Origin of the sequence: Saccharothrix sp. AJ9571 (assembly GCF_021725495.1) — a bacterium.
Lineage (GTDB): Bacteria > Actinomycetota > Actinomycetes > Mycobacteriales > Pseudonocardiaceae > Amycolatopsis > Amycolatopsis magusensis.
The window spans coordinates 6,461,282-6,482,081 of the sequence record NZ_CP091382.1 but is presented as its reverse complement, the minus strand read 5'-3'; the positions used below and the strand labels follow the sequence as shown (position 1 = coordinate 6,482,081).

General features: G+C 70.9%; 22 protein-coding genes. 8 read left to right on the top strand and 14 right to left on the bottom strand.

Annotation, left to right across the window (positions count from 1 at the left end; all coding sequences use genetic code 11):
- Positions 1-154: 154 nt before the first annotated feature.
- Complete coding sequence (locus L3Q67_RS30055) at positions 155-1,540, top strand: MFS transporter (RefSeq protein ID WP_499191676.1); 1,386 nt, start codon at positions 155-157, stop codon at positions 1,538-1,540.
- The gene (locus L3Q67_RS30050; protein ID WP_209667704.1) at positions 1,485-2,051 is read left to right on the top strand and encodes a class I SAM-dependent methyltransferase; all 567 of its coding nucleotides are present in this window, start codon (positions 1,485-1,487) and stop codon (positions 2,049-2,051) included. Before L3Q67_RS30055 ends, L3Q67_RS30050 begins: the two co-directional genes overlap by 56 nt.
- Before the next feature lie 249 nt (positions 2,052-2,300).
- On the opposite strand, the gene L3Q67_RS30045 is transcribed toward L3Q67_RS30050, so the two are convergent.
- From L3Q67_RS30045 to L3Q67_RS30035, 3 genes are all read right to left on the bottom strand, one after another.
- Complete coding sequence (locus tag L3Q67_RS30045; protein WP_499184793.1) at positions 2,301-3,470, bottom strand: WXG100 family type VII secretion target; 1,170 nt, start codon at positions 3,468-3,470, stop codon at positions 2,301-2,303.
- Positions 3,470-3,763 (bottom strand): hypothetical protein, encoded by a 294-nt coding sequence (locus tag L3Q67_RS30040; RefSeq protein WP_499184792.1) that lies wholly within the window; start codon positions 3,761-3,763, stop codon positions 3,470-3,472. Before L3Q67_RS30040 ends, L3Q67_RS30045 begins: the two co-directional genes overlap by 1 nt.
- Positions 3,764-3,898: 135 nt before the next feature.
- A complete protein-coding gene (locus tag L3Q67_RS30035; protein WP_499184791.1) occupies positions 3,899-4,726 on the bottom strand; it encodes a helix-turn-helix transcriptional regulator in 828 nt (275 codons plus the stop codon).
- A gap of 154 nt (positions 4,727-4,880) precedes the next feature.
- Here L3Q67_RS30035 and L3Q67_RS30030 point away from each other — a divergent pair, with 154 nt between their 5' ends.
- Together L3Q67_RS30030 and L3Q67_RS30025 are read left to right on the top strand one after the other, a co-directional pair.
- A complete protein-coding gene (locus L3Q67_RS30030; protein WP_499184790.1) occupies positions 4,881-5,300 on the top strand; it encodes a nuclear transport factor 2 family protein in 420 nt (139 codons plus the stop codon).
- A complete protein-coding gene (locus tag L3Q67_RS30025) occupies positions 5,297-6,145 on the top strand; it encodes a Rossmann-fold NAD(P)-binding domain-containing protein (RefSeq protein WP_499184789.1) in 849 nt (282 codons plus the stop codon). The genes L3Q67_RS30030 and L3Q67_RS30025 overlap by 4 nt, the downstream gene beginning before the upstream one ends.
- A 69-nt stretch (positions 6,146-6,214) precedes the next feature.
- Here the strand turns inward: L3Q67_RS30025 and L3Q67_RS30020 are convergent, their stop codons facing one another.
- From L3Q67_RS30020 to L3Q67_RS30010, 3 genes are all read right to left on the bottom strand, one after another.
- The gene (locus L3Q67_RS30020; protein WP_499184788.1) at positions 6,215-7,222 is read right to left on the bottom strand and encodes a hypothetical protein; all 1,008 of its coding nucleotides are present in this window, start codon (positions 7,220-7,222) and stop codon (positions 6,215-6,217) included.
- A gap of 62 nt (positions 7,223-7,284) precedes the next feature.
- A complete protein-coding gene (locus L3Q67_RS30015) occupies positions 7,285-7,464 on the bottom strand; it encodes a recombinase (RefSeq protein WP_499184787.1) in 180 nt (59 codons plus the stop codon).
- 241 nt (positions 7,465-7,705) lie between these two features.
- Positions 7,706-8,539 carry an arylamine N-acetyltransferase family protein gene (locus tag L3Q67_RS30010; protein ID WP_499184786.1) on the bottom strand — a complete coding sequence of 278 codons (834 nt, stop codon included), beginning with the start codon at positions 8,537-8,539 and terminating at the stop codon, positions 7,706-7,708.
- A 91-nt stretch (positions 8,540-8,630) separates the two neighbouring features.
- Here L3Q67_RS30010 and L3Q67_RS30005 point away from each other — a divergent pair, with 91 nt between their 5' ends.
- Positions 8,631-9,233 (top strand): TetR/AcrR family transcriptional regulator, encoded by a 603-nt coding sequence (locus L3Q67_RS30005; protein ID WP_499184785.1) that lies wholly within the window; start codon positions 8,631-8,633, stop codon positions 9,231-9,233.
- Positions 9,234-9,472: 239 nt separating this feature from the next.
- On the opposite strand, the gene L3Q67_RS30000 is transcribed toward L3Q67_RS30005, so the two are convergent.
- Positions 9,473-10,816 carry a serine hydrolase domain-containing protein gene (locus L3Q67_RS30000; RefSeq protein WP_499184784.1) on the bottom strand — a complete coding sequence of 448 codons (1,344 nt, stop codon included), beginning with the start codon at positions 10,814-10,816 and terminating at the stop codon, positions 9,473-9,475.
- Between the two features lie 296 nt (positions 10,817-11,112).
- On the opposite strand from L3Q67_RS30000, the gene L3Q67_RS29995 reads away from it, so the two are divergent.
- Positions 11,113-11,688, top strand: a complete 576-nt coding sequence (locus L3Q67_RS29995) for a DUF3558 domain-containing protein (RefSeq protein WP_499184783.1) — start codon at positions 11,113-11,115, stop codon at positions 11,686-11,688.
- Between the two features lie 70 nt (positions 11,689-11,758).
- On the opposite strand, the gene L3Q67_RS29990 is transcribed toward L3Q67_RS29995, so the two are convergent.
- From L3Q67_RS29990 to L3Q67_RS29980, 3 genes are read right to left on the bottom strand one after another with little or no spacing between them, the layout of a single operon-like run.
- Positions 11,759-12,877 (bottom strand): cytochrome P450 family protein, encoded by a 1,119-nt coding sequence (locus tag L3Q67_RS29990; protein ID WP_499184782.1) that lies wholly within the window; start codon positions 12,875-12,877, stop codon positions 11,759-11,761.
- On the bottom strand, positions 12,874-14,247 hold the full coding sequence (locus L3Q67_RS29985) for an ABC1 kinase family protein (RefSeq protein WP_499184781.1): 1,374 nt from the start codon (positions 14,245-14,247) through the stop codon (positions 12,874-12,876). Before L3Q67_RS29985 ends, L3Q67_RS29990 begins: the two co-directional genes overlap by 4 nt.
- Positions 14,244-15,257, bottom strand: coding sequence for a class I SAM-dependent methyltransferase (locus L3Q67_RS29980; RefSeq protein ID WP_499184780.1), 1,014 nt, complete (start codon positions 15,255-15,257; stop codon positions 14,244-14,246). The genes L3Q67_RS29985 and L3Q67_RS29980 overlap by 4 nt, the downstream gene beginning before the upstream one ends.
- A 200-nt stretch (positions 15,258-15,457) precedes the next feature.
- Between L3Q67_RS29980 and L3Q67_RS29975 the strand changes: the two genes are divergently transcribed.
- The gene (locus L3Q67_RS29975; protein ID WP_499184779.1) at positions 15,458-15,823 is read left to right on the top strand and encodes an antibiotic biosynthesis monooxygenase family protein; all 366 of its coding nucleotides are present in this window, start codon (positions 15,458-15,460) and stop codon (positions 15,821-15,823) included.
- Positions 15,820-16,614, top strand: a complete 795-nt coding sequence (locus L3Q67_RS29970) for a Rossmann-fold NAD(P)-binding domain-containing protein (protein ID WP_499184778.1) — start codon at positions 15,820-15,822, stop codon at positions 16,612-16,614. The genes L3Q67_RS29975 and L3Q67_RS29970 overlap by 4 nt, the downstream gene beginning before the upstream one ends.
- A gap of 39 nt (positions 16,615-16,653) precedes the next feature.
- On the opposite strand, the gene L3Q67_RS29965 is transcribed toward L3Q67_RS29970, so the two are convergent.
- The 4 genes from L3Q67_RS29965 to fabG are packed head-to-tail and all read right to left on the bottom strand — an operon-like array spanning position 16,654 to position 20,797.
- Positions 16,654-17,724 (bottom strand): polyprenyl synthetase family protein, encoded by a 1,071-nt coding sequence (locus L3Q67_RS29965; protein WP_499184777.1) that lies wholly within the window; start codon positions 17,722-17,724, stop codon positions 16,654-16,656.
- Positions 17,721-19,052, bottom strand: coding sequence for an FAD-dependent monooxygenase family protein (locus L3Q67_RS29960; RefSeq protein ID WP_499184776.1), 1,332 nt, complete (start codon positions 19,050-19,052; stop codon positions 17,721-17,723). Before L3Q67_RS29960 ends, L3Q67_RS29965 begins: the two co-directional genes overlap by 4 nt.
- A gap of 2 nt (positions 19,053-19,054) precedes the next feature.
- Positions 19,055-19,987, bottom strand: coding sequence for an aromatase/cyclase (locus tag L3Q67_RS29955; protein ID WP_499184775.1), 933 nt, complete (start codon positions 19,985-19,987; stop codon positions 19,055-19,057).
- A gap of 24 nt (positions 19,988-20,011) precedes the next feature.
- Positions 20,012-20,797: a Rossmann-fold NAD(P)-binding domain-containing protein gene (fabG, locus tag L3Q67_RS29950; RefSeq protein ID WP_499184774.1), complete on the bottom strand. Its 786-nt coding sequence runs from the start codon at positions 20,795-20,797 to the stop codon at positions 20,012-20,014.
- Between the last annotated feature and the right edge of the window lie 3 nt (positions 20,798-20,800).

The window sequence follows — 20,800 nt, the reverse complement described above, 5'->3', positions numbered from 1 at the left end:
GCGGGCACCGGTGGTGGAAATCGGCTCTTGACATCGGACGGCTCGTTGTCCAGCCTGTGTTAACTAACTAGATGGTTCATAGCTGACCCGCTGTGTCTGAGCAACGGAGCACGGACTTCAGGAGCCCCCATTGACCCCGACATCCGCACCGGACATGCCGCGCAAGGCCGCGGTGGCCGCCTGGATCGGCAGCGCGCTCGAGTACTACGACTTCTTCATCTACGGCACCGCAGCGGCACTGGTGTTCAACAAGATCTTCTTCCCCGCCTCCTCCCCCGCCACCGGCACGCTGCTCGCGCTGGCCACCTTCGGCGTCGGCTACCTCGCCCGCCCGGTCGGCGCGGTGATCCTCGGGCACGTCGGTGACCGCTTCGGCCGCAAGAAGGTGCTGGTCTTCACGCTGCTGCTGATGGGCGTGGCCACCTTCGCCGTCGGCTGCCTGCCGACCTACGGCGACGTCGGCGTGCTCGCGCCGATCCTGCTGGTCGTCCTGCGCCTGATGCAGGGGCTGTCCGCCGCGGGCGAGCAGGCCAGCGCGAACTCGATGTCGCTGGAGCACGCCCCGCAGGACCGGCGCGCGTTCTACACCAGCTTCACGCTCAGCGGCACCCAAGCCGGGCAGATCCTGGCGACCGCGGTGTTCCTGCCGATCGCCGCGATGCCCGAAGACCAACTGCTGTCCTGGGGCTGGCGCCTGCCGTTCTGGTGCAGCGCGGCGGTCGTGGTGGTCGGGTTCGTGGTGCGGCGCAAGCTCGACGAGACGCCGGTGTTCGAACGCGCCGAGGTCGCCAAGCTGCCGGTCGCGGTGCTCTTCCGCGACCACTGGGCCGACGTGCTCCGCGTGGTCGTCGCCGCCACCATCGCTTCGGTCAGCACGATCTTCACCGTCTACGCGCTCAGCTACGCGGTCAACACCGTCGGACTGGAACGCACGCCGATGCTCTGGGTGGGTGTGCTGGCCAACGTCCTGGCGCTGGCGGCGATCCCGGCGCTGGCCGGGCTGGCCGACCGGATCGGCCGCAAGCCGGTGTTCATCGGCGGCTGCCTCGGCTGCGGGGTGCTGATCTTCCCGTACCTGTGGTCCATCTCGTCCGGGCAGTTCCTGCTCATCTTCCCGTTCGGCCTGCTGCTGTTCGGCGTGGTCTACAGCGGGGTCAACGGGGTGTGGCCGGCGTTCTACGGCGAGATGTTCAGCGCCCGGGTGCGGTTGTCCGGGATGGCGATCGGCACCCAGATCGGCTTCGCCGTGGCCGGGTTCGCGCCGAGCGTGGTCGCCGCCATCGGCTCCGGCAAGGACGACTGGCTGGGCGTCGCCATCTTCACCGCGGCCGTCTGCCTGCTCGCCGCCGGTGCCGCGGCCACCGCGCGCGAAACGCACCGTGTGCCGACGGAACAACTGGGGGTGAACGAAACGGGCGGGTCGGCCGTAAGTAGGGGTAACACAGGCGAGCTCGGTTCCCCGGCCCCGGACGACAGGTTGCCCGATGTCATTACACCACCTGCGCACCACGACACTCGACCCCAGACCCCTGGGCGATGACTGGCGGCACACCGTCGCCTTCTACCAGCACTGGGTTCCCGACCGCACCATCCTGGAACTCGGCGCGAACCCGGACGGCCCGGCCCGCGCGCTGGCCGCGGCGGGGTTCACCGTGTTCGTCGTCGACGACTCCCCCACCGCGATCGAGTACGCGGCGAGCATGCCCGGCGCGGAATCGGTCTACTTCGTGCACGCCGACCTGCGGCGCGAGTGCCTGGAGGACGTCTTCGGCGCGGTACTGGTCGAACCGTCGGCACTGGCGCAGCTCTACACCCTGCGTGCCCAGATCGAACTGCTGATGACCGCCGCCGACCACATCGTCGACGACGGTGTGGTGATCATCGAAACGCCGACGATGCCCGTGCAGCTCGGGCACTACCACCGGACCGCCGAGTTCCCGCCGCTGGCGGAACTGGACATCATGGCGGGCACGGCGGACCTGCGCCTGCTGCACCGCACCGGCGGCTTCGGCGGCAGCCGGACACTGTCGGTCTACGGCCTCGGGCTCTGAACGGACCGCCGCAGCTCGCCTTGCGGATCCTGCCGGAGCCGGTGCTCGGCAGGGCGTCCACCGCATCGACGGTCACCGGGATCCCGTACTTCACGAGCCGGTCGAGCAGGAACTCCTTCAGTTCCCGCTCGACCGGCTCGTGCCCGGCGCCGGACCACGAATTCACGGTTCGCGGTCTACCGGTGTTCGAGCCTGCGCTGTGAACGTCGTGCTGGTCCCGTTACCGCGCCACCGACGGCTGGTGGTGGCTCACCGGGCTCCGTAACCGCCGTGGTCGAGTGGCTTCTTCGGCTCCTGGCCGAAGCGGGGCTGCTCGTCCTGGTGGAGGCCGGTCTGCCCGAATTCGACTTGATCACTGCGCACCAGCTTGCCTTCCTTGTCCAGGACGACCATGTCACCGTTGCGGACGGCCTGGTCGAGGTGGTGCTGGAGCTGCTCCGGGCTCGCGGTGGGGTGCGCCATGGCGACGCGCCTGCCCACCTCGTTGTTGTGCAGGTCCATCGCTTCGGTCGTCGGGTTGTTGCCGGGGACCCGCTCGTGCGCGGTGAGGAACTTCTCGCTCCAATCCGGGCCGAACTTCCTGGTCAACTCCGCACTGAGGTACCCGTGCCGGTAGGCGTCAGCGTGCCCGTCGCCCACCCCGGCGCCGCCGTACACGGTCTTGCCCAGCTCTTCGGCCTTGCTCTTGATCTGCAGGGCGTCGTATGCGCTGAGGCCGAGTCCGTCGAGCATCTCCGCCTCGCCTTCGGTCAGCTTCGTCTTCTCGAAGAACTTGCTCAGCAGTGCGCCTTTCGCACCCGCCGGATACATCACCGTCCCTTCGGGATCGGTCGAGACGTTGTACTTCTGCAGCAGTTGTTCGTGGAAACTGCCCTGCTTCGCACCCTGCCGGCTCGCGGACTCCAAAGTGGACGTCTGCAGATGAATCGAGATCTGACCGGCTGCGACCTTGCCGAGCACGCCCGACAGGAAGGAGTCGACATCGCCGGCGATTCCCATGATCCGGCGCACCTCGGTTTCCACGGCCACCTTGTTCTTCGCGGTCTCCTCGCGGTCCTCCCGGGCATCGCAGGCCTTCTCGGTCACCGTTCCCTGATCGGAGATGACGAAGCCCTTGGCTGCGGCCAGTGCCTCGGCGTCGCGGACCAGGTGTTCGATCCGCTGCACACCGTCGGCGGTGTCCGCGACGGCGCGGCGCACCGCGGCCACGCCGGCGACAATGCCCTCCATCCCGTCGGCGAGCCGGTTGCGGTCCTGCTTCGCCGCCTCGGCGGCGGGACCGATCCAGCCCTCAGGCGCACCGGACGAGTCCAGTTCGTCGCTCATGCCGATGAGCTGCTGGCTGTGTTCGTTCAATACGCCGACGGCGCTGTCCAGCGGCGCCGAACGCCACTTGCGGACCTCTCCGTAGGTGGTCATCAGTTGCCCCTGAGGTTTTCCGCCGCGAGCGTTTCGCTGGTCGCGTACTTCCCGGCCGCGGTGGTGAGGCCGTCGGCGTAGCCCGTTGTGCCATTTTTCCAGTCGGTGAGGTTCTTGCTCCAGAACTGCGCCACTGCGTTGGCCCGCTGCGCGCTCCGGGAGCCGGCCATCGCCTGGCCGACCGGAGTGATCGCCGCCTGCAGGTCCACGCTCCCGGCGATTTCCGCGGCGTCCTTCGCCGCGCCGGCGGCCTTGCGGATGTCGCCGATCACCACTTCGTATCCGTCTGGCACGTCCGGTCCTCCGTGTGGTCGGGGGAGACTGTTCCTGCCCGGGAGGCTATCGAGCGCGCCCGGATTCGCGGTGACGGCTGTTCGACCCACACGACGCACGCGCACCAGGGCCACTTGGCTACGCGTTGGGGAGGCTCACGCCAACTGGGCGAGCGCGGCGGCGCTGGGGCTGCCCGGTTCCGCGGTGTACATCGCCAGCTGCAGGTCGGTACCGGGTAGCAGCAGGTTTTGTCGGACCACTTCCAGCTCGCCCAGCTCAGGGTGGCGCAGGTGCTTGCGTAGCGTGGGGACAGGTCGTACGTCGTGGTCGCGCCAGCCGGCGGCAAATTCCGGGCTGTGCGCGGCGAGTTCGTTGACCAGCTCGCCGAGGACGCGGTCGGTCGGGTGTCGGACGCTGGCCGCGCGCAGCTGGGCGGCGAACTGCCGGGCGAACTCGCCCTCCTCGGCTGCCGGTGCCCCGCAGAAGGTGCCGCCCAGCCGGATGGCCAGCCGCACGGTGTTGCGCTCCTCGGCGGGCAGTAGCCCGAAATCGGTGATCAACGCGGATGCCGCGCTGTTCCAGGCCACGATGTCCTGCCGCTCGTTGACCACGTAGGCGGGTATCGGCCCGAGCCGGTCCGGCAGCCGGTGGGCCTCGGCGGGTACCGGCCTCCGGCCGGCGTCCGCACCGGGCGGGAGCTGCCCGGCCAGCCGCGCCAGGTGCTCGCGCTCGGCTGCGGTGAGCTGCAGTGCCGTCCCCAGTGCTGCCAGCACCTCCGGGGACGGGCGCGGGGCGCGGGCCTGCTCCAGCCGTTCGTAATAGCTGACCGACATCCCGGCCAGTGTGGCCACCTCTTCGCGGCGCAGCCCAGGAGTGCGCCGGGCACGCCGGCCCGGCGGGCGGGTCGCGGTCGCCGGCACCTGGTCCGGGCGCAGTGCTTCCCGCCGGCGGCGAAGGAAGTCGGCCAGTTCGGCTCTGCTCACCCCGCTCATGGTGGCACGGGGTGCCCGGCTCAGCCACGGACTGGCGGTCCGGGGCTCAGCTGTCAGTTCCCCGGCGGCGAGTCCGCGTCCAGGCTGGACTTCACACCCCGTCGAACATGGGAGGGACACCGTGCCGGGCACTGCCGAGGAAACGATGCGCCGACTGCTGGATCTGGTGCTGGCCAAGGACATGGACGCCGTCGCCGACTTGTGGGAGGAAGACGGCACCGCCGAATTCCCGTTCGCCGCCGGGGCCTCGCCGCGCCGGCTGGCCGGGCGGGAAGAGGTCCGCGCCTACCTGAGGGGTTTCCCGGAGGTGTTCGACGTGCGGGAGATCCCCGCGATCACCGTGCACCTCACGGAACGGCCGGACACCGCTGTGGTGGAGTACCACGCGAACGGGCACTCGGTGCGCACCGGAAAGACCTATCGGATGGACTACATCGTGGTGATCACCGTCCGGGACGGTTTGATCACCCGCTTCCGGGACTATTGGAATCCGCTGGCCAACGCCACGGCAGCCGGGGCGCTGCCCGAACTGCTCGCTTCGCTGCGCTCGGGGACCGACCGATGACCGGTGTGCTGGTGACCGGCGGCACCGGGAAGACCGGGAGCGCGCTGGTACGACTGCTCCGCGGCAACGGTGTGGCGGTCCGCGTGGCCAGCCGCAACCCGCCCGCCGGTGATCCTGACGCGGTCCGGTTCGACTGGGATGACCCGGCCACCCACCCGGCCGCGCTGCGCGGGGTGGACCGGATCTTCCTGGTGCCTCCGGTGAACGCCGTGGATCCGATGCCGCTGGTCGAGCCGTTCCTGGCCGGGGCGCAACGCCTCGGCGTGCGCCGGGTGGTGCTCCTCGGCTCCGCCATCGTGCTGCCGGACGCTCCCGGTGCGCTGGAGATGGCCGCGCAGGTGCAGGCCCGGCCTGGGTGGGTCGTGCTGCGCGCGTCCGGGTTCATGCAGAACTTCCTGAGCCCGCACCCGGTCGGCGAGCGGATTCGGCGGCACGACGAGATCCGCACCGCCGCCGCTGACGGCCGAGTGGGCTGGATCGACGCGCGGGACATCGCGGCCGCCGCCTTCGCTCTGCTGGCCGGTCCCGGCGTCGAGTCAGGCGACCAGCGCGACTACCTGCTCACCGGGCCGAAGGCGTTGAGCTACCGCGACGCGGCGGCGATCATCACCGCGCGCACCGGACGGCCGGTCCGAGTGGTGTCGATCGGGGCCGATGAGCAGGCGGCCGGCTACCGGGCAGCAGGCATACCCGCCGCGTTCGCCGCCGCCATCGCCGCGGTGGAAGACAGCATCAGGGCCGGCCGGGAAGATCGAGTCAGCACCGCGGTGCTGACCCTGACCGGCCGTCCGCCCCGCACCTTCGCCGAATTCGTCCAGGAGCACGCACTCGAGTGGACGGTCTAAGTGGACGAAACCAAGAAGCGCGTTACACCGACTGGTGGGTGACCACCCTGCGCTACGACGTTGGGGGGCTCAAGCCGGGTTGAGGGGAAGGCGTACTCGCACGTCGTGGAGTCCGGCGAGAGGCCAAGCCACTATCAAGTCGAGCAGGTCGTCGTGCGGGCGGATCAAGGTGAACTCCTGGAGGCAGGAGAAGGTCTGGTCGCCTCCCGAGGCGGAACTGTCACCCGGTCGGATCCAGAAGGCTTCGGACCCCTGGATGACTGCCACACAGGCGCCAGGGCCCGCTGCCCGGATCTGAGCGGGGTCGTCCAGCGCGCCTGAGGTCGGTAGCGGAGGGGGAAACGCATGGGCGTTGATCGCATCCGCGTGATCCCCTTGGGCGACGCTGAGCAGTTCCATGGACAGCATCGAATCCGTGGCGGTCAGTCGAGTGAGCACGACAGCGACGCGGTCATCGCGGCGGTGCAGTACCCGGGGTGGCGCGGCGTTCGTGCCTGCTTCGATGGCCGGTGAGTCGTGGCCGCGGCCGGCATGGTGGGTGAGCCCTTCCGGCACGGGACGAACGTCCAGTGGTGCCTGCCAGATCGAGGTGGTGGCTCGCTCGACGGTGGGCCGGTCGGGCAGCGGCATGGTGCTGACCGTTTCCGGGAAGCCGATCTCCGGCCAGGCGAGCACGAGCGACATCTGGTCGAACGCCGGTGGGAACCGGAACACGGCCCGGTAGGTGGGACCGGAGGTGCCGAGGAAGTGGTCACCGCTGCTCGACGAATACGACGTGGCGAATTCCCAGTGCGCGCGGCCGGTGCGGTCGAGCCGGCCAGCGCGCAGGTCCATGCCCTCGTCATAAGCCGGCAGCAACCGGCGGGACGCGACTTCCGGCTGGCTCGAGAACCCGTCGTGGATGTCCCGCTGCCGTTCGGTCGCACTGCGCCGATCCAGGGGGCGGCGAGCCAGTAGCTCGATTTCCAAGACCGAGACCCTGGACACCGCACGCACGACACCGACGGTCAATTCCGGTCGGCGCACCAGCAATCCGCCTGGATGTGCCACAGCACCCAGGGTTTCGGTCGTGTCCACCGCTTCACCATCCCATGCCGTCCGCTCATGCCGCGAGTCGCGCGTCTGCCAACAACATCGGATCAACGAGCCTCGGCGATGGCCGGCATGCCGAGGTTGACTTGGCGGGTAACACGGGTCAGCCGCAACGCGTCGGACCGCTTGTCCCGCAGGCGTTGGAGGGTTCGGTCGATGCCTTCGATCTCACCCAGCCAGCCCTCGAAGGCGGCTCGTCGCCTCCGCTCCTCCAGGTCGGCCTCCAACTCACCAAGGGGGAAGCACTTTCGGATTGATGTGCAGCTGCGCGCATCTCAAGCGTGCTCGTGCGGGCAATCCGTCCCATATGTTCTCTAGCGGCTGTTGGTCGACAACCAGCGTCTTCAGCAACGAGTCGACACGCTGACCGAACAGAACAGACAGCAACGCCAACAACTCGAACGTATGGCCGGTCAGGTCAATGGTTCGGGCCGATCTCCCGGTGGTGCGGGCTCCGGCTCTTCATGCTCAGGTCTGCACTGCCCGTTCCTGGATGGCCAGCCAGGCCTCGTGCTGGTGGGCGGTCTTCTCCCAGAGCGCGGTCAGCTGTTCGGGTTCGATGTCGTCCAGCGGTATCCGGAACTCGGTCAGCGCCTCGGCGAACTCGTCCAGAGTGGACAACGTGCGTCGATCGGCGCCGTGCGGCCCGGTGCGGGTGATCGTCCGTGCGCGGAGGGCCAACTCGTGGTCGTTGCGGTGGTGTTGAGCCACGAGCACCCTGACGAACGGGGAGTCTGCCGGCTTGTTCCGTGCCCGGTCGGCGAACTCGGCGAGTTCGCGCGGCAAGGTATGAAAATCGTAGGAGGACATCGTGCCCTGTGGATGATGGTGCATCCGCCACATTCCGGTATCGAGGCGCTCCATCCGGTAGGTCAGCCTCCCCTGCTGGTGCGCACCCTCCCGCAACGGCAGCGGCTCGAGGAACGCGTCCCCGATCCCCGTGTCGGCCACCCAGTGCTCTCCCTCGACATCCACCAGCAGGGCGATGTGGTTGCCCCATTGCCGATCGCCCCGGGTAGCGCGGAGCACCGCCGCTTCCACGATCGTCACGGTGAACCCGATCGCCCGTAGCAGCAGTGCGAGTGCGCCGTTCATCTCGTAGCAGAGGCCTCCGCGCCCGCGGCGCGCGAACTTGTCCGTCAGCGCGTCCGGTGTGAGAAGGACCGGCCTGCCGAGTTGGATGTCGATGTTCTCGTACGGAACACGCAGTCGCCACGCCCGATGCAATCCTCGCAGCGTGGCCAGATCGGCCCGGACGGGCTCGCGGTACTGCAGCCGCTCAAGGAACGCGTCGATCGTCATGGTTGGCTCCCTTCCTTGCCTCACAACTGGCTACACAAACTCTAAGTTTAGAGTAACTCTAACATCATGGTGGCTCTAGTACGCTGTCCGCATGACCGAACCGGCGGGACTGCGAGAACGGAAGAAGCAGCGCACCCGCAGGGCGCTGATCGAGACGGCGTACCGGCTCTTCGCACGCAAGGGCTACGACCAGACGACCACCGCCGAGATCGCCGCGGCCGTCGAGGTGTCCCACGCGACGTTCTTCAACCACTTCGCGACGAAAGAGGACCTGGTCCTCACCGATGACGGCGCGCAGATCCTGCGCGCCGGGCTGAACGTGATCGCGGAACGCCAGTCCGGCGAAACGGCACTCGGCGTCCTGCGGCGCGCGATGTTCCGGATGCTGGCCGAGGCCGGGACAGGACTCCGCGACCCGGCCAGCGAGCTGGAGAGGATCCGGCTGGACCTGATCACCTCGGTACCGGCGCTGCGGGCGACGATGCTGCAGCGGGCATTCGACGCCCAGCAACAACTGGCCACCACACTCCGGCAGACCTGCACCGACGAACTCGACGACATCGACGCCGCCGCGATCGTCGGCGCCGTCACCGGAGCTGTCCTCGCGGCTGGACAAACAGCCCTGCGCACCGGTCAATCCCTCAGTACCGCGATGCAGCGCGCCATCGACATCGCAACCCGGCAACGGGAGTGACCACAGGCAACAGCGGTGCCTGCGATGGTGGATCCACCCTGCGTGGACGGCAAGGGACACCGCCGTCACGTCCCCGGCAGCGAGTTGGCCTGGCATACGGCCATCCCAGGCCAAACGTCCTCACACATGCCGCCGAGCGTGCGTCGCCAATGTCCCCTCATGCCGATGTGCGCTTGTCCACGGCTCAGGGCTCAGGGGGCCGCGGTTCGACCAGCGTCTCGCCCCTCGTCCTCCACGTGTCATCCGAGGCAGGTCCGGACGGCGTTGGCCAGGTTGGTCGCCCGTGGGTCGTCGGGGCGGTAGTTCCAGAGGTTGGTGATGTAGCCGAAGCCGACACGGGCGTCGGGGTCGGCGAAACCGACGGATCCGCCGGCGCCCGGGTGGCCGAACGACGCCGGGCTGAGCATCGGATACGGCGGGCAGGCCCGCCAGAAGCCGAGTGACATGTTGAAGGAGCGGTCGGCGGGAAGGACCACTCCCGCGGGGAGTCCGTGCATGGGTGTCCTGTCGGTGTGGATTTCCGTCGCGGTCTCCACCGTTTCAGCGGTGAGCAGCCGCCTGCCGTGGACCTCGCTGACGGTCGCGGCGTACATGCGGGCGATCGAGTGCGCGTCGGCGACCATGTTGGCGGCCGGGAATTCCGCCGCGCGCCAGGCACGTGTGGTGAAGTAGTCGGAGCTGGTGAAGGCGCCGCCGAGTTCACCGGCGCGGGTCGCGACGGAACCCGGGCTGTACAGGGCGTTGACCCAGGCGGTGACCGTGTCCTTGTCCAGCCCGGTCACCTTGATCAACCCGGCGAGCAACTCTTCCACGCTGAACGGCGCGGTGTTGTGGATCGCGGCCACCCGCTTCTCGTGCTTTTCGGGCAACCCGATCCAGGCGCTGAGTCCGAGGGGACGGGCCACTTCGTCGGCGAAGAACGTGCCGGGTGACTTGCCGGTGATCCGGCGCACGAGCTCCCCGACCAGGAATCCGTAGGTGTTGGCGTGGTAGATGTGCTGGGTGCCCGGCTCCCACAGCGGCCTCTGCGCCTCGAGCGCGCGGATGACCGGGTCCCAGGCGCACGCCTGCTCGAAGGTCAGCGGCCCGTCGACGATCGGCAGGCCGGCCTGGTGCGAGAGCAGCCAGCGCACCGAGATCCCCTCTTTACCCGCCGCGCCGAACTCCGGCCAGTACCGGACCACCGGGGCGTCCAGGTCCAGTTGACCGCGCTGCACCAGCAGGTGGGCACAGATCGCGGTCGCGCCCTTGGTCGTGGACGCGACCTGCGCGGTGGTGTTCGCGCGCCACGGCCGGTTCGTCGCGCGATCGGCGAGGCCGTCCCACAGGTTGACCACCAGACGACCGTCCGCGTAGACGCTGCACGCCGCGCCGACCTCGCCGGGGTCGTCGAAGTTCGCGCGGAACGCGTCGGCGACCTTCCCCCAGCCGCGGGCGACACCGCGCTCACCACCGCCGGTGCCGGGAACGTGCGCGGAGGCGGTGCCGGTGGCGACGAGCGCGCCGGTGGCCAGCGCGCCCCCCAACACGGTCCGGCGCCGGAGGCTTCCCAGCCCCCGTGGCCCGTCTGTCGTGTCCGCCATGATGAAAATCCTTCCTGGAACGTCGAACTCGGGCAGTGCGTTGTCGAGGAGATGCGCACACGTTGGCCGACGGGCCGAACACGCGGCTGACACGGCGCGGACACCGATCAGACGGGGGCTGACACGGCCGGGCAGAGCGCGTGGCGTCGTCCGGGCCACCACCGTCCTGCGGGGTGGCGTTTCGCGGTCCTTCAGACACTGAAACGTGGAGCGCGGGGCCCGATCAGAGAAGTAGGATCGATGCGAGCCCGAGATCGACCGGGTGTTTCGCGAGCTTGGCCAGAACCGAACTGCCGATGAGCAGCGAAGTGCCCGCACGGAACCCGGTCAGGATGTTCACGCTGGCGGCCGTGGCCCTCGTGGCAGGGGGCTGCTCCGCTGAGGATCCGGGCGAACCCGCCCCCCAACCCACGACCCACTCCGCAACCGTGACCCTCTCCCAGACCAGGGCAGCACCGGACGTGTTCGACGACGTCGAGGAGTGTTCGGTTCTCGACCAGGCGTTGACTGGACAGGAATTCCCTGCCTCTCGCAAGGAGAAGACCCTCGGCGGGTACCGGGGCTGCGTCACCGACAAGCCCGGATTCGGCCGCGTGAATCTCAGTCTCGACGAAAAAGGGGTGGACGACATCGCGGCCCACTCGAAGGATCTGGTCGACGGAACCTACAACGACCGTCGGCTGGTGATGGACAAGACACAGCTCGGTGGCGGTCAAGGCGACTGCGCGATCTTCATCGACGTCAACTCGGGAGCCCGAGTCCGGGTGGGTGTGGTCCTTTCGGCCGGAACCACTGACGAGGCCTGTGGCTTCATCGAGGAGGTCATGGAGGCTGTCGAGCCGCACGTACCTCGGCCGAGTGAGACGGGGTGACGGTTCCGCTCGCCGTGCAGTCGGCGCGGGCGAACTGTCGGTGAGTGCGCCAGGAAGGAACCGGGCTGGGTCAGGGACGGACGAGCAGCCTGCTCAGCGCGTGGAAGTTCCTCGACGGCCGCCTGGGTGGCTCCGGCTCGGCGAGGGCGAGTCCCGGTAGCCGCACCGCCACTTGCCGGAGCACTTCCTCGGTCTCGACCCTGGCCAGCGCCGCGCCGAGGCAGAAGTGGGCTCCGCCGCCGAAAGCGAGGTGACCGGCATCGGCGCGCCCCGGCGCGAAGCGGTCCGGGTCGGTGAACCGGGCCGGGTCGCGATTGGCCGCCGCCAGGTCGACGAGCACCTTCCCGCCGACCGGAACCACGACCTGGCCGAGCCGCTGCTCGGTGGCCGCCGACCGGCCGGTGGTGCGCAACGGCGGGTCCAGCCGCAGGACCTCCTGCACCACCGCGCCGGCCCGGCCCGGTTCGCCGCGCAGGGCGGCCAGTTCGGCGGGGTGGCGGAGCAGGTCGAGCACGCCGTTGCCGATCAGGCCGGCGGTGGTCTCCTGCCCCGCGATGAGCAGCAGCAGGATGATCGCGAGCACCTCGTCGAGGCTGAGCAGGCCGTCCCCGGCCCGCAGCAGTTCGCTGACGAAGTCGTCCCCCGGTTCCGCCCGGCGTTCGGCCAGCAGCGGCAGCAGGAACATCGCGCAGTCGATCGCCGCGTGCCCCGCGTCGAGCAACTGCTCCTCGTCCGGGTCGCTCTCCAGCACGGCGGTCAGCCGCGGCGCCGTTTCGCTGATCAGTTCGGCGCCTTCCTGGCCCACGTCGAGCAGCCCGGCGATCACCGCCACGGGCACCGGGTGGGCCAGGAGGCCGAGCAGGTCGACCGGACCGTCCACTTCGGACACGCCGGAGACCCCGGCGGCGGCGATCTCCGCGATCCACGGGCGCAGCGCCTCGATCCGCTTCGCCGAGAAGCTCGGCGCCACCAGTTCGCGGAACCGGTCGTGCACCGGCCCGTCCGCGAACAGCTCCAGCATGGTCGCCATCAGCGGCGGCAGGTCCTCGGCCCCGCCCATGCCCGCCAGCAGGCGCAGGTTGGCTGCCAGGTCGCTGACCCACCCCGGCCCGTGGAGCACCTGCCGCGCCAGGGGGAAGGAGGTGACCACGAGCGCGTCGAGCCGTTCGTCGAACCGCACGCCGCTCATGCGTGCCCGGCCCGGAATCCGGCCGCCTGGGCGCCGAACTCGGTGGCGGGCGGGCCCAGTCCGTCCAGTTCCGCCAGGATCGCCGCCCAGTCGGCGGTGGCCTCCAGCGCGCCGAGGATGGCGGTGATGCCGGCGTCCATCCGGGAGTGGAACAACGTGTGCGGCGGCATGGTCAGCTTCTTCAGCACGGCGCCGTACGGCCCGAACGGGGAGAACATCCGCCGGTTGACCGTGGCGGCGTGCTCCCGGGTGTAGGTGAACGGCTGCTCCCCGGTCAGCGGCCGGAACTGGGCGGACATCCAGTCGTGCAGTTCCGCCGGGCCCGGGCCGCCGGTCTCCCGCAGCGAACCCAGTGCCAGCGAAGCCCGCCACACCCCGTCGGCGTCTCCGTCGGCTCCGGCGCGTTGCAAAGCGGTGATCTGCGCCAGCCGGTCCGGGGTGAACTCCTTGACGCACCCGAAGTCCAGGAAGGTGACCGAGCCGTCGTCGTGGAACAGGTAGTTGCCGGGGTGCGGGTCGGCGTAGGCGACGCCGAGTTCACGCAGGCTGCCCCACAGGAAGCGGAAGATCGCCTCCCCCCACCGGTCGCGCAGGTGCTGCGGGCACCCGGTGGCCTCGGTCCAGGACCGGCCCTCGGCCAGTTCCGTGGTCAGGACCCGGCCGGTGGACAGCTCGCCGAACACCGCGGGCACCCGGAGGAACGGGTGACCGGCGTAGGCCTCGGCGAACCGCCGCTGGTTCGCCGCCTCCGCCCGGTAGTCCACCTCCTCGCCGATCCGGCCGCCGATCTCCTCGATCAGCGCCCGGGTGTCCACAGCGGGCATACCGCGGCTGAGCACACCGCGGACGCGCAGGAAGGCGGTGAGCAGTTCCACGTTGGCCAGATCGGCCCGGACCGCCTCGGCGATCCCGGGGTACTGCACCTTGACCGCGACCGGCCTGCCGTCGGCGAGCCGGGCCCGGTGCACCTGCCCGATCGACGCGGCGGCCAGCGGCTCGGTGTCGAACTCGGCGAAGAACCGCTCGACGGACCCGCCGAGTTCGCTTTCCAGCACGGCCGCCGCCTCCGCCCACGGCATCGCCGGAGCGCCGGACTGCAGCCGCCTGAAGGCCGCCTGGACGGATTCGTCCGAGCCCTCCGGGTCCAGCGACAGGAACGACAGCATCTGCCCGGCCTTCATCAGCACGCCGCGGGACTTCCCGAGCAGGTCGGCGTACCGGCCGGCGGCGCGCTCGCGCGCGGCGTCCCGGCGTTGCCTGCCCTGCAGCGCGGCGACCACCGCGCCGCCCGCGGTGCGCCCGGTCAGCGCGGCCAGCGGCAGTGCCCGGCGCAGGCGGCCGGTGGGTACCGGCTCCTCGGTGCCGCTCATCGCGCCGGGCGGGCTCGCAGCACGCTGAACCCGCTCTGCCCGCAGGGTGTCGTGACGTCCGGCTCGAACCCGTTCGCGGCGAGCAGCGCGTGCAGTTCGGCCGCGGTGCGTTCGCGGCCGCCGGTGCCGACCATCAGGTTGAGGTCGCTCATCACCGCCTGCACGTTCGGCACCGGGTCCCCGGCACCGGGCAGCACCAGTTCGACCAGCAGCAGCACGGAGTCCGGCCGCATGGCCGCGCGGCAGTTCGCCAGGATCCGGCCTGCCCGCTCGTCCGGCCAGTCGTGCACGATGCTCTTGAGCAGGTAGGCGTCCAGCCCGGCGGGCACCGAGTCGAAGAAGTCGGTGGGGACCACCTCGCAGCGGTCCGCCACACCGGCCTCGGCCAGCAACCGCGCGGCGTCGTCCAGCCCGGCGGCGGAATCGGCGAGCACGCCCTTCAGTTCCGGGTGTGCCACGAGCAGCCGGGACAGCAGCAGGCCGTTGCCGCCACCGATGTCGGCGAGCGTGCCGATCCCGGTGAGGTCGCAGTGCCCGGCGATGTCCGGCGCGGCGAGCGCGGTGGCCGAGGCCATCGCCCTGGCGAACCGCGCCGCCTTTTCCGGCTCGGCGTCCAGGTGGTCGAACCAGCCGGTGCCGAAAGCGGCCTCGAACGCGGGCTCGCCGGTGCGCACGCTGTGCGCCAGTTCGCCCCACGAGCGCCAGGCCTCGTGGCCCCCGGTCAGCACGGCGAACTCGCGCAGCGAGCCCGGCACGTCCGAGCGCAGCAACTCGCCCAGCCCGGTCAGTGCGTACTCGTCCCCTTCGCTGCGGACCACGCCGAAAACGGCCGCGGCCCGGAGCACGCGTGTCAGCGAAGGCGCGTGGGTCCCGGTCAGCCCGGCCAGTTCGGCCGCGGTGCGCCCGCCGCCCGCCAGGTGGTCCGGCACCCCGAGTTCGGCGATCGTCTGCAGCACCTTCGCCGGGATGTAGCCGGCCACCATCGGCAGCAGCATCGAAGGATCGGTCATCGTGTAGTGCCCCATTTCCACCCGGAAGATTCCGCGGCCAACTCTGCCGATCCGCCCGCACGACGGTCAATGGAATGGGCGTGAGAACGGCGACAAATGATTGTCAGGCCGCGGTAAACTCCCAGTTCGCTTTCTCGCACCGGTGTTACGGTCGCCTCGCCGACCCTACCCAGCACCTTCGATCAGCGAGGAGCGTTCCCTTGACCGCGCAGGTGGATCTGACCGAATCCGATGTGGACGAACCGGTGACGCTGATCAACGCGTTCACCGTGCCCCCGGGCGAATCCGAGCTCTTCCTCGAACGCTGGAAGGACAACGCGCGGGTGATGGCGCGGCAGCCGGGTTTCCTGCGCGCGCGGATGTACCACTCGCTGACCGAACGCGCCGAACTCGGTTTCATCAATGTCGCCGAATGGCGCAGCGGGCGCGAATTCGACGCGGCGCGGGCCGATCCGGAATGGCGGGCTTCCATCAAGCGGATGATCGACGACCCCGGGCTGCACGTGACCCCGCGGCCGGTGGTCTACCGGGTCGATCTCGATGTCCGGCCGGGAGACACCCTGTGACCGCGGAACGGAAGGTCGCACTGGTCAGCGGCTCCAGCCGGGGCATCGGCGCGGCGACCGCGCGCGTCCTCGGCGCGCGCGGCCACCACGTGGTGGTCAACTACCTGCGCGCGGAGGCGGCGGCCAAGGAAGTGGTGACCGCGATCGAAGCGGCGGGGGGCTCGGCCGAGCCGTTCCAGGCCGACGTCTGCGACGGCGACGCGGTGGCGCGCATGGTTTCGCACATCCGCGACACCCGCGGCAGGCTGGACGCGCTGGTGTGCAACGCGAACACCGCGCACCCCCCGTTCGTCCAGCTCGACGAACTGAGCTGGGAAACCTTCTCCGCCAAGGTGAACAGCGAGCTGGCCGGGGTGTTCTTCCTGACCCAGCGCGCGCTCGAGCTGATGCGGCCGCGTGGGTCCGGCCGCATCGTCTACGTCTCCAGCATCGACGCCGACGCGGCGGCGGGCAGCGTGGCGCAGTCGGCGGCGAAGGCCGCGCTCAACAGCTTCAGCAGGCACGTCGCCGGGCACGCCGGGCTGTCCGGCATCTCGGTGAACACGATCGCGCCGGGGGCGGTGCGCACCGACGCCAGCGCCAAGGTCAACACCCCGGAGCTGCGGCAGTACCTGCGCGAGCGGTCGGTGCTCGACCGGATGCTCGAGCCCGACGACGTCGGGCGGGTGATCGCCGCGTTCGCCGACGGCTCGCTGGTCGCGGCCACCGGCCAGGTGCTCACCGTGGACGGGGGCATGGACGTGCTGGCGCAGCAGGTCTCCCTGGCCGGGACACGCACCGTGATCGAATGAGCGAAGGCCCCCGGGCGCGGGCCCGGGGGCCTTCCTCGCTCAGGCGGGCCGGGCGACCTGCGTGGCGAAGCCGGTCAGCGCCGCCTTCGCCCGGTCACCGATGTCCGCGGTGGCCAGCGCGCCGACGGCGTCTTCGGCCAGCGCGGCACACGTGCGCTCCACCTGCTCCCGCGCCCCGGCGTCGATCAGCAGTTCCTGCACCAGTGGCACCTCGGCCTCGGTGAGCCCGCCGTCCCCGGCGCGCCGGAGCAGGTCCCGGGCCGCGGGCTCGCTCACGCGGCGGCGTGCCACGGCGAGCAACAGCGTCCGCTTGCCCTGCCGCAGGTCGTCCCCCACCGGTTTGCCGGTCGCCGCCGGGTCCCCGAAGGCGCCGATCAGGTCGTCGCGCAACTGGTAGGCCAGCCCGGCGGGCCTGCCGAAGGCGGTGAACACCGGATCGAGTTCGGCCAGCCGCCCGCACAGCGCCGCGCCGAGCCGGAGCGGGCCCTCCACCGTGTACCGCCCGGTCTTGTACCGCGCGATCACCAGCGGGTCCGGGGCCGTTTCGGCGGGCCCCGCGGCGGCGAGCAGGTCGAGGTACTGCCCGATCCCGGCATCCACGGCCATCTCGAAGAACACCTGCTGCGCGTCGGGTCCGGCCCCGCGCAGCAGCCCGATGGCGTAGAAGAAGGCCAGATCACCGACGATGGTGGCGACGCCCTCGCCGAACCGCCGCCTCTCCCCCGCGTACGCGGCCAGCGCGTGCCGCCGTTCGAAGGCGGCGTGCGTGGTGGGCAGGCCGCGCCGGACCGGCGAATCGTCCATCACGTCGTCGTGCACCAGGCAACCGGCGTGCAGCAGTTCCAGCGCGGCACCGACGTCGATGATCCTCTCGTCCCCCGGCGCCCCGCCCGCTCCGGTGAAGGCGAGGTGGGCCAAGGCGGGCCGCAGCCGCTTGCCGCCCCCCAGCACGGCGATCAGCAGCGCCTCCATCACGTCCCTGGCGTGCGGGGTGACCTGGCTGTACCGCTCCCGGTCGCGGGTCAGCACCTCGCGCAGCCGGTCGTCGACCCGCTGGGCGACCTCCCGGCCCTGCTCGGTGATCCCGGTGTCCAGCGCTACCGTGCTCATCCTGCTTCCCCCCGTGCGATCGGTGGCCGCTGCGCGCCGAACCAGCGGCGCAGAGCCGCGGTCAGGCCCCCGGCCTCGGTACCCGCCCAGGCCACGTACCCGTCGGGCCGGACCAGCACCCGCTCGCCGGGCCGGTCGAGCAGCAGCCCGCGCCCCGCGGCCAGCAGGTCCACTGTGGACTCCCCGGTCGCCAGGCGGGTTTCCGGCAGCCGGGGACCGGTGCCCGGGTACCGCACGTCCAGCCCGCCGATCGCGCCGGCCAGGTGCGCGCCGACCGCGGGCAGGCCGAGCAGTTCGGCGAGCACCGAGCGCATCGGCGCCACTTCGGGGCCGCCGAACAGCAGCGTCTCCTGGGCGGTGACCAGGTCCAGGGTGCGCACCGCCACCGGATGCCGTTCGTCGTGGTAGGTGTCGAGCAGTCCGGCCGGTGCGGTACCCAGCACGGTGGCGGCGAGCTTCCAGCCGAGGTTCAGCGCGTCCTGCAGACCGGTGTTCAGCGACTGCCCGCCGACCGGCAGGTGCCGGTGCGCGGCGTCCCCGGCCAGCAGGACCCGGCCCCGCCGGAAGTGCGTGGCCAGCACGCGGGTGTTGTCGAAGGCGTCCACCCACACCGGCTCGCCCGCCGAGACGTCCTCCCCGGTCACCCGCTGCCAGCTCGCCGCCAGCTCCCGGTACCCCGGTGGCGCGCCCCGGACCCGGCCACCGTGTTCGTGCACCATCAGGCGTGTCCGCCCGTCACGCGTGGCCGCCACCGCCACCCCGCGCGGGTGCCGCTCGAACCGGCGATCGGGTACCCGCAGGCCGAGCACGTCCGCGCGCAGGATTTCCCTGCTCGGTGGCACCTCGACGGCCTCGATCCCGGCCAGCCGCCGGACGGCGCCGTCCTGCCCGTCGCAGCCGGCCAGGTACCCGGCCCGCAGTGCGGTCTCGCCGAACCAGGCGGTCACGCCGTGCTCGTCCGGCTCCAGCCCGGTCAGCTCGTGGCCGCGCAGGATCTCCACCCCCAGCTCCCGCGCCCGCGCGGTCAGCGCCGCCTCGGTCCGGTACTGCGGCACCTTCAGATACCCCTGGCCACCGTCCACCGCGTGCGCCAGTGACAGGCCGGCGAAGTGACCACCGGACTCCGGCACGGCCTCGGCCAGCAGCCCGGAGAACCCGCGTTCGCGCAGCGACTCGACGGTGCGCGGGTTCAGCAGGACCGCGCGGGACTCCGCCATGGGCTCGGCCAGCCGGTCCGCCACGACCACCGGCACCCCGGCCAGCCGCAGCTCGGTGGCGAGCAGCAGGCCGACCGGGCCGGCGCCGGCCACCAGCACCCGGGCGGACACGGTCAGCGCCCCTCGGCGAAGGTCTTCGCGTGCCCGAGGGTGGCCAGGCTGTTCGTGCTCAACGCGGTCCGGATGTACTCCTCCGCCTGCGCCGGCCCCGTGCCCGCGCCCAGCACCGGTTCGATGTTGGCCTCGTCGAGGCGCACGCTGTGCCGCGAGGTGACCCGCACTCCCCCGTCTTCCGGCTCGATCGTCCACTGCCCGGTGTGCAGGCTCAGCAGGGCGGGCAACCCGATCTGCTTGTAGGCGATCAGCCGGTGCGGCAGGCACACCCGGATCGACTTCGTGGTGTGCCGCGAACCGCCTCGGGCCTCGGTGTCCATTTCCAGCGTCTGCAGCCCTGCCACCGGTTCGTCCAGTTCGACGCGCGCGACGTGGGGCAGCCGCTCCGGCCAGTGCCGCGCCTCGTTCAGGAAGTCGTAGACGTCTTCCGCGCGGCCGTCGATCGACACGGTGTCGGCGAAGGTGAACACCGGGTCTCCGTGCTCGGCGTGGCGCCGCAGCGCCGCCAGTTCGGCGTCGCTGTTGCGGTCCACCGCCCGGTCGATCCAGGCGAGGTCGGCCGGATCCCCGCTCGCGGCGCGGTAGCTGTGCAGCAGCCGGACGTGGCACTCCCGCTCGGCCCGCGGCTCGATCACCCAGGCACCGCTCATCGCGCCCACCGGCGGTTGCGAGACCTCCTGCCGGAAGTCGATCCGCAAGCCGTCCGGGTCCAGCTCGCGACGTGAGGTCCAGCCCTTGGCCGTACCGTTCGCGGTGGCCCAGATGCGCAGGCGTTCGGTACCGCGGCCCTCCGCCGCGCGGTCCAGGTGCTCGACGTGGACGGTGGGACCGAACACCTGCGGCCAGTCGCCGACGTCGGCCACCAGCGCGTAGACCGCCGCGGCCGGGGCCGCGACGGTGATCTCGTGCTCCACCTCACGGGTGGCGGTCATGGTCCTCCTTCGGGTGGGTGCGCATCAGAAGTTGCCGAGCCCGCCGCAGACGTTGAGCGCCTGCGCGGTGATCGAGGCGGCGGTGTCGGAGACCAGGTAACCGGTCAGCCCGGCCACCTCCGCCGGGGTGGAGTAGCGCCCGAGCGGGATCTTCGCCTCGAACTTCGCCAGCACGGCCTCCTCGGAGGTGTCCCAGAACGCCGCGTAGCGCGCCCGGACCCCTTGGGCCATCGGGGTTTCCACGTAACCGGGGCACACCGCGTTGACGGTGATCCCGGTCGGGGCCAGTTCGTTGCCCAGCGCCTTGGTGAAGCCGACCACGCCGTGCTTGGAGGCCGAGTACGGGGCGCCGAGCACGACGCCCTGCTTGCCGGCGGTGGAGGCGATGTTGATGACCCGGCCCCACGCCCGCTCGCGCATGCCCCCGGCCGAGAGCACGTCCCTGGTCATCAGGAAGACGCCGTGCAGGTTGGTGCTGATGACGTCGAACCACAGGTCGTCGGCGATCTCGGCGGTCACCCCGCCGCCGCCGCGCCCGGCGTTGTTCACCAGGATGTCGATCGGGCCGTAGCGGCGCACGGCCGAGTCCACAAAGGACCGGATCTGCTCCGGGGAGCGCACGTCGCAGGCGACGCCGTCGGCTTCGCCCCCTCGGTCCCGCAGCTGCTTCACCGTGGCGCCGACCGCTTCGCCGTCACGGGCGCACAGGAACACCCGCGCCCCGCGTTCGGCGAGCAGTTCGGCGATGGCGTACCCGATCCCGCTCGTGGCGCCGGTGACGATGGCCGTCCGGCCGCTGTGCTCGCCCACCGG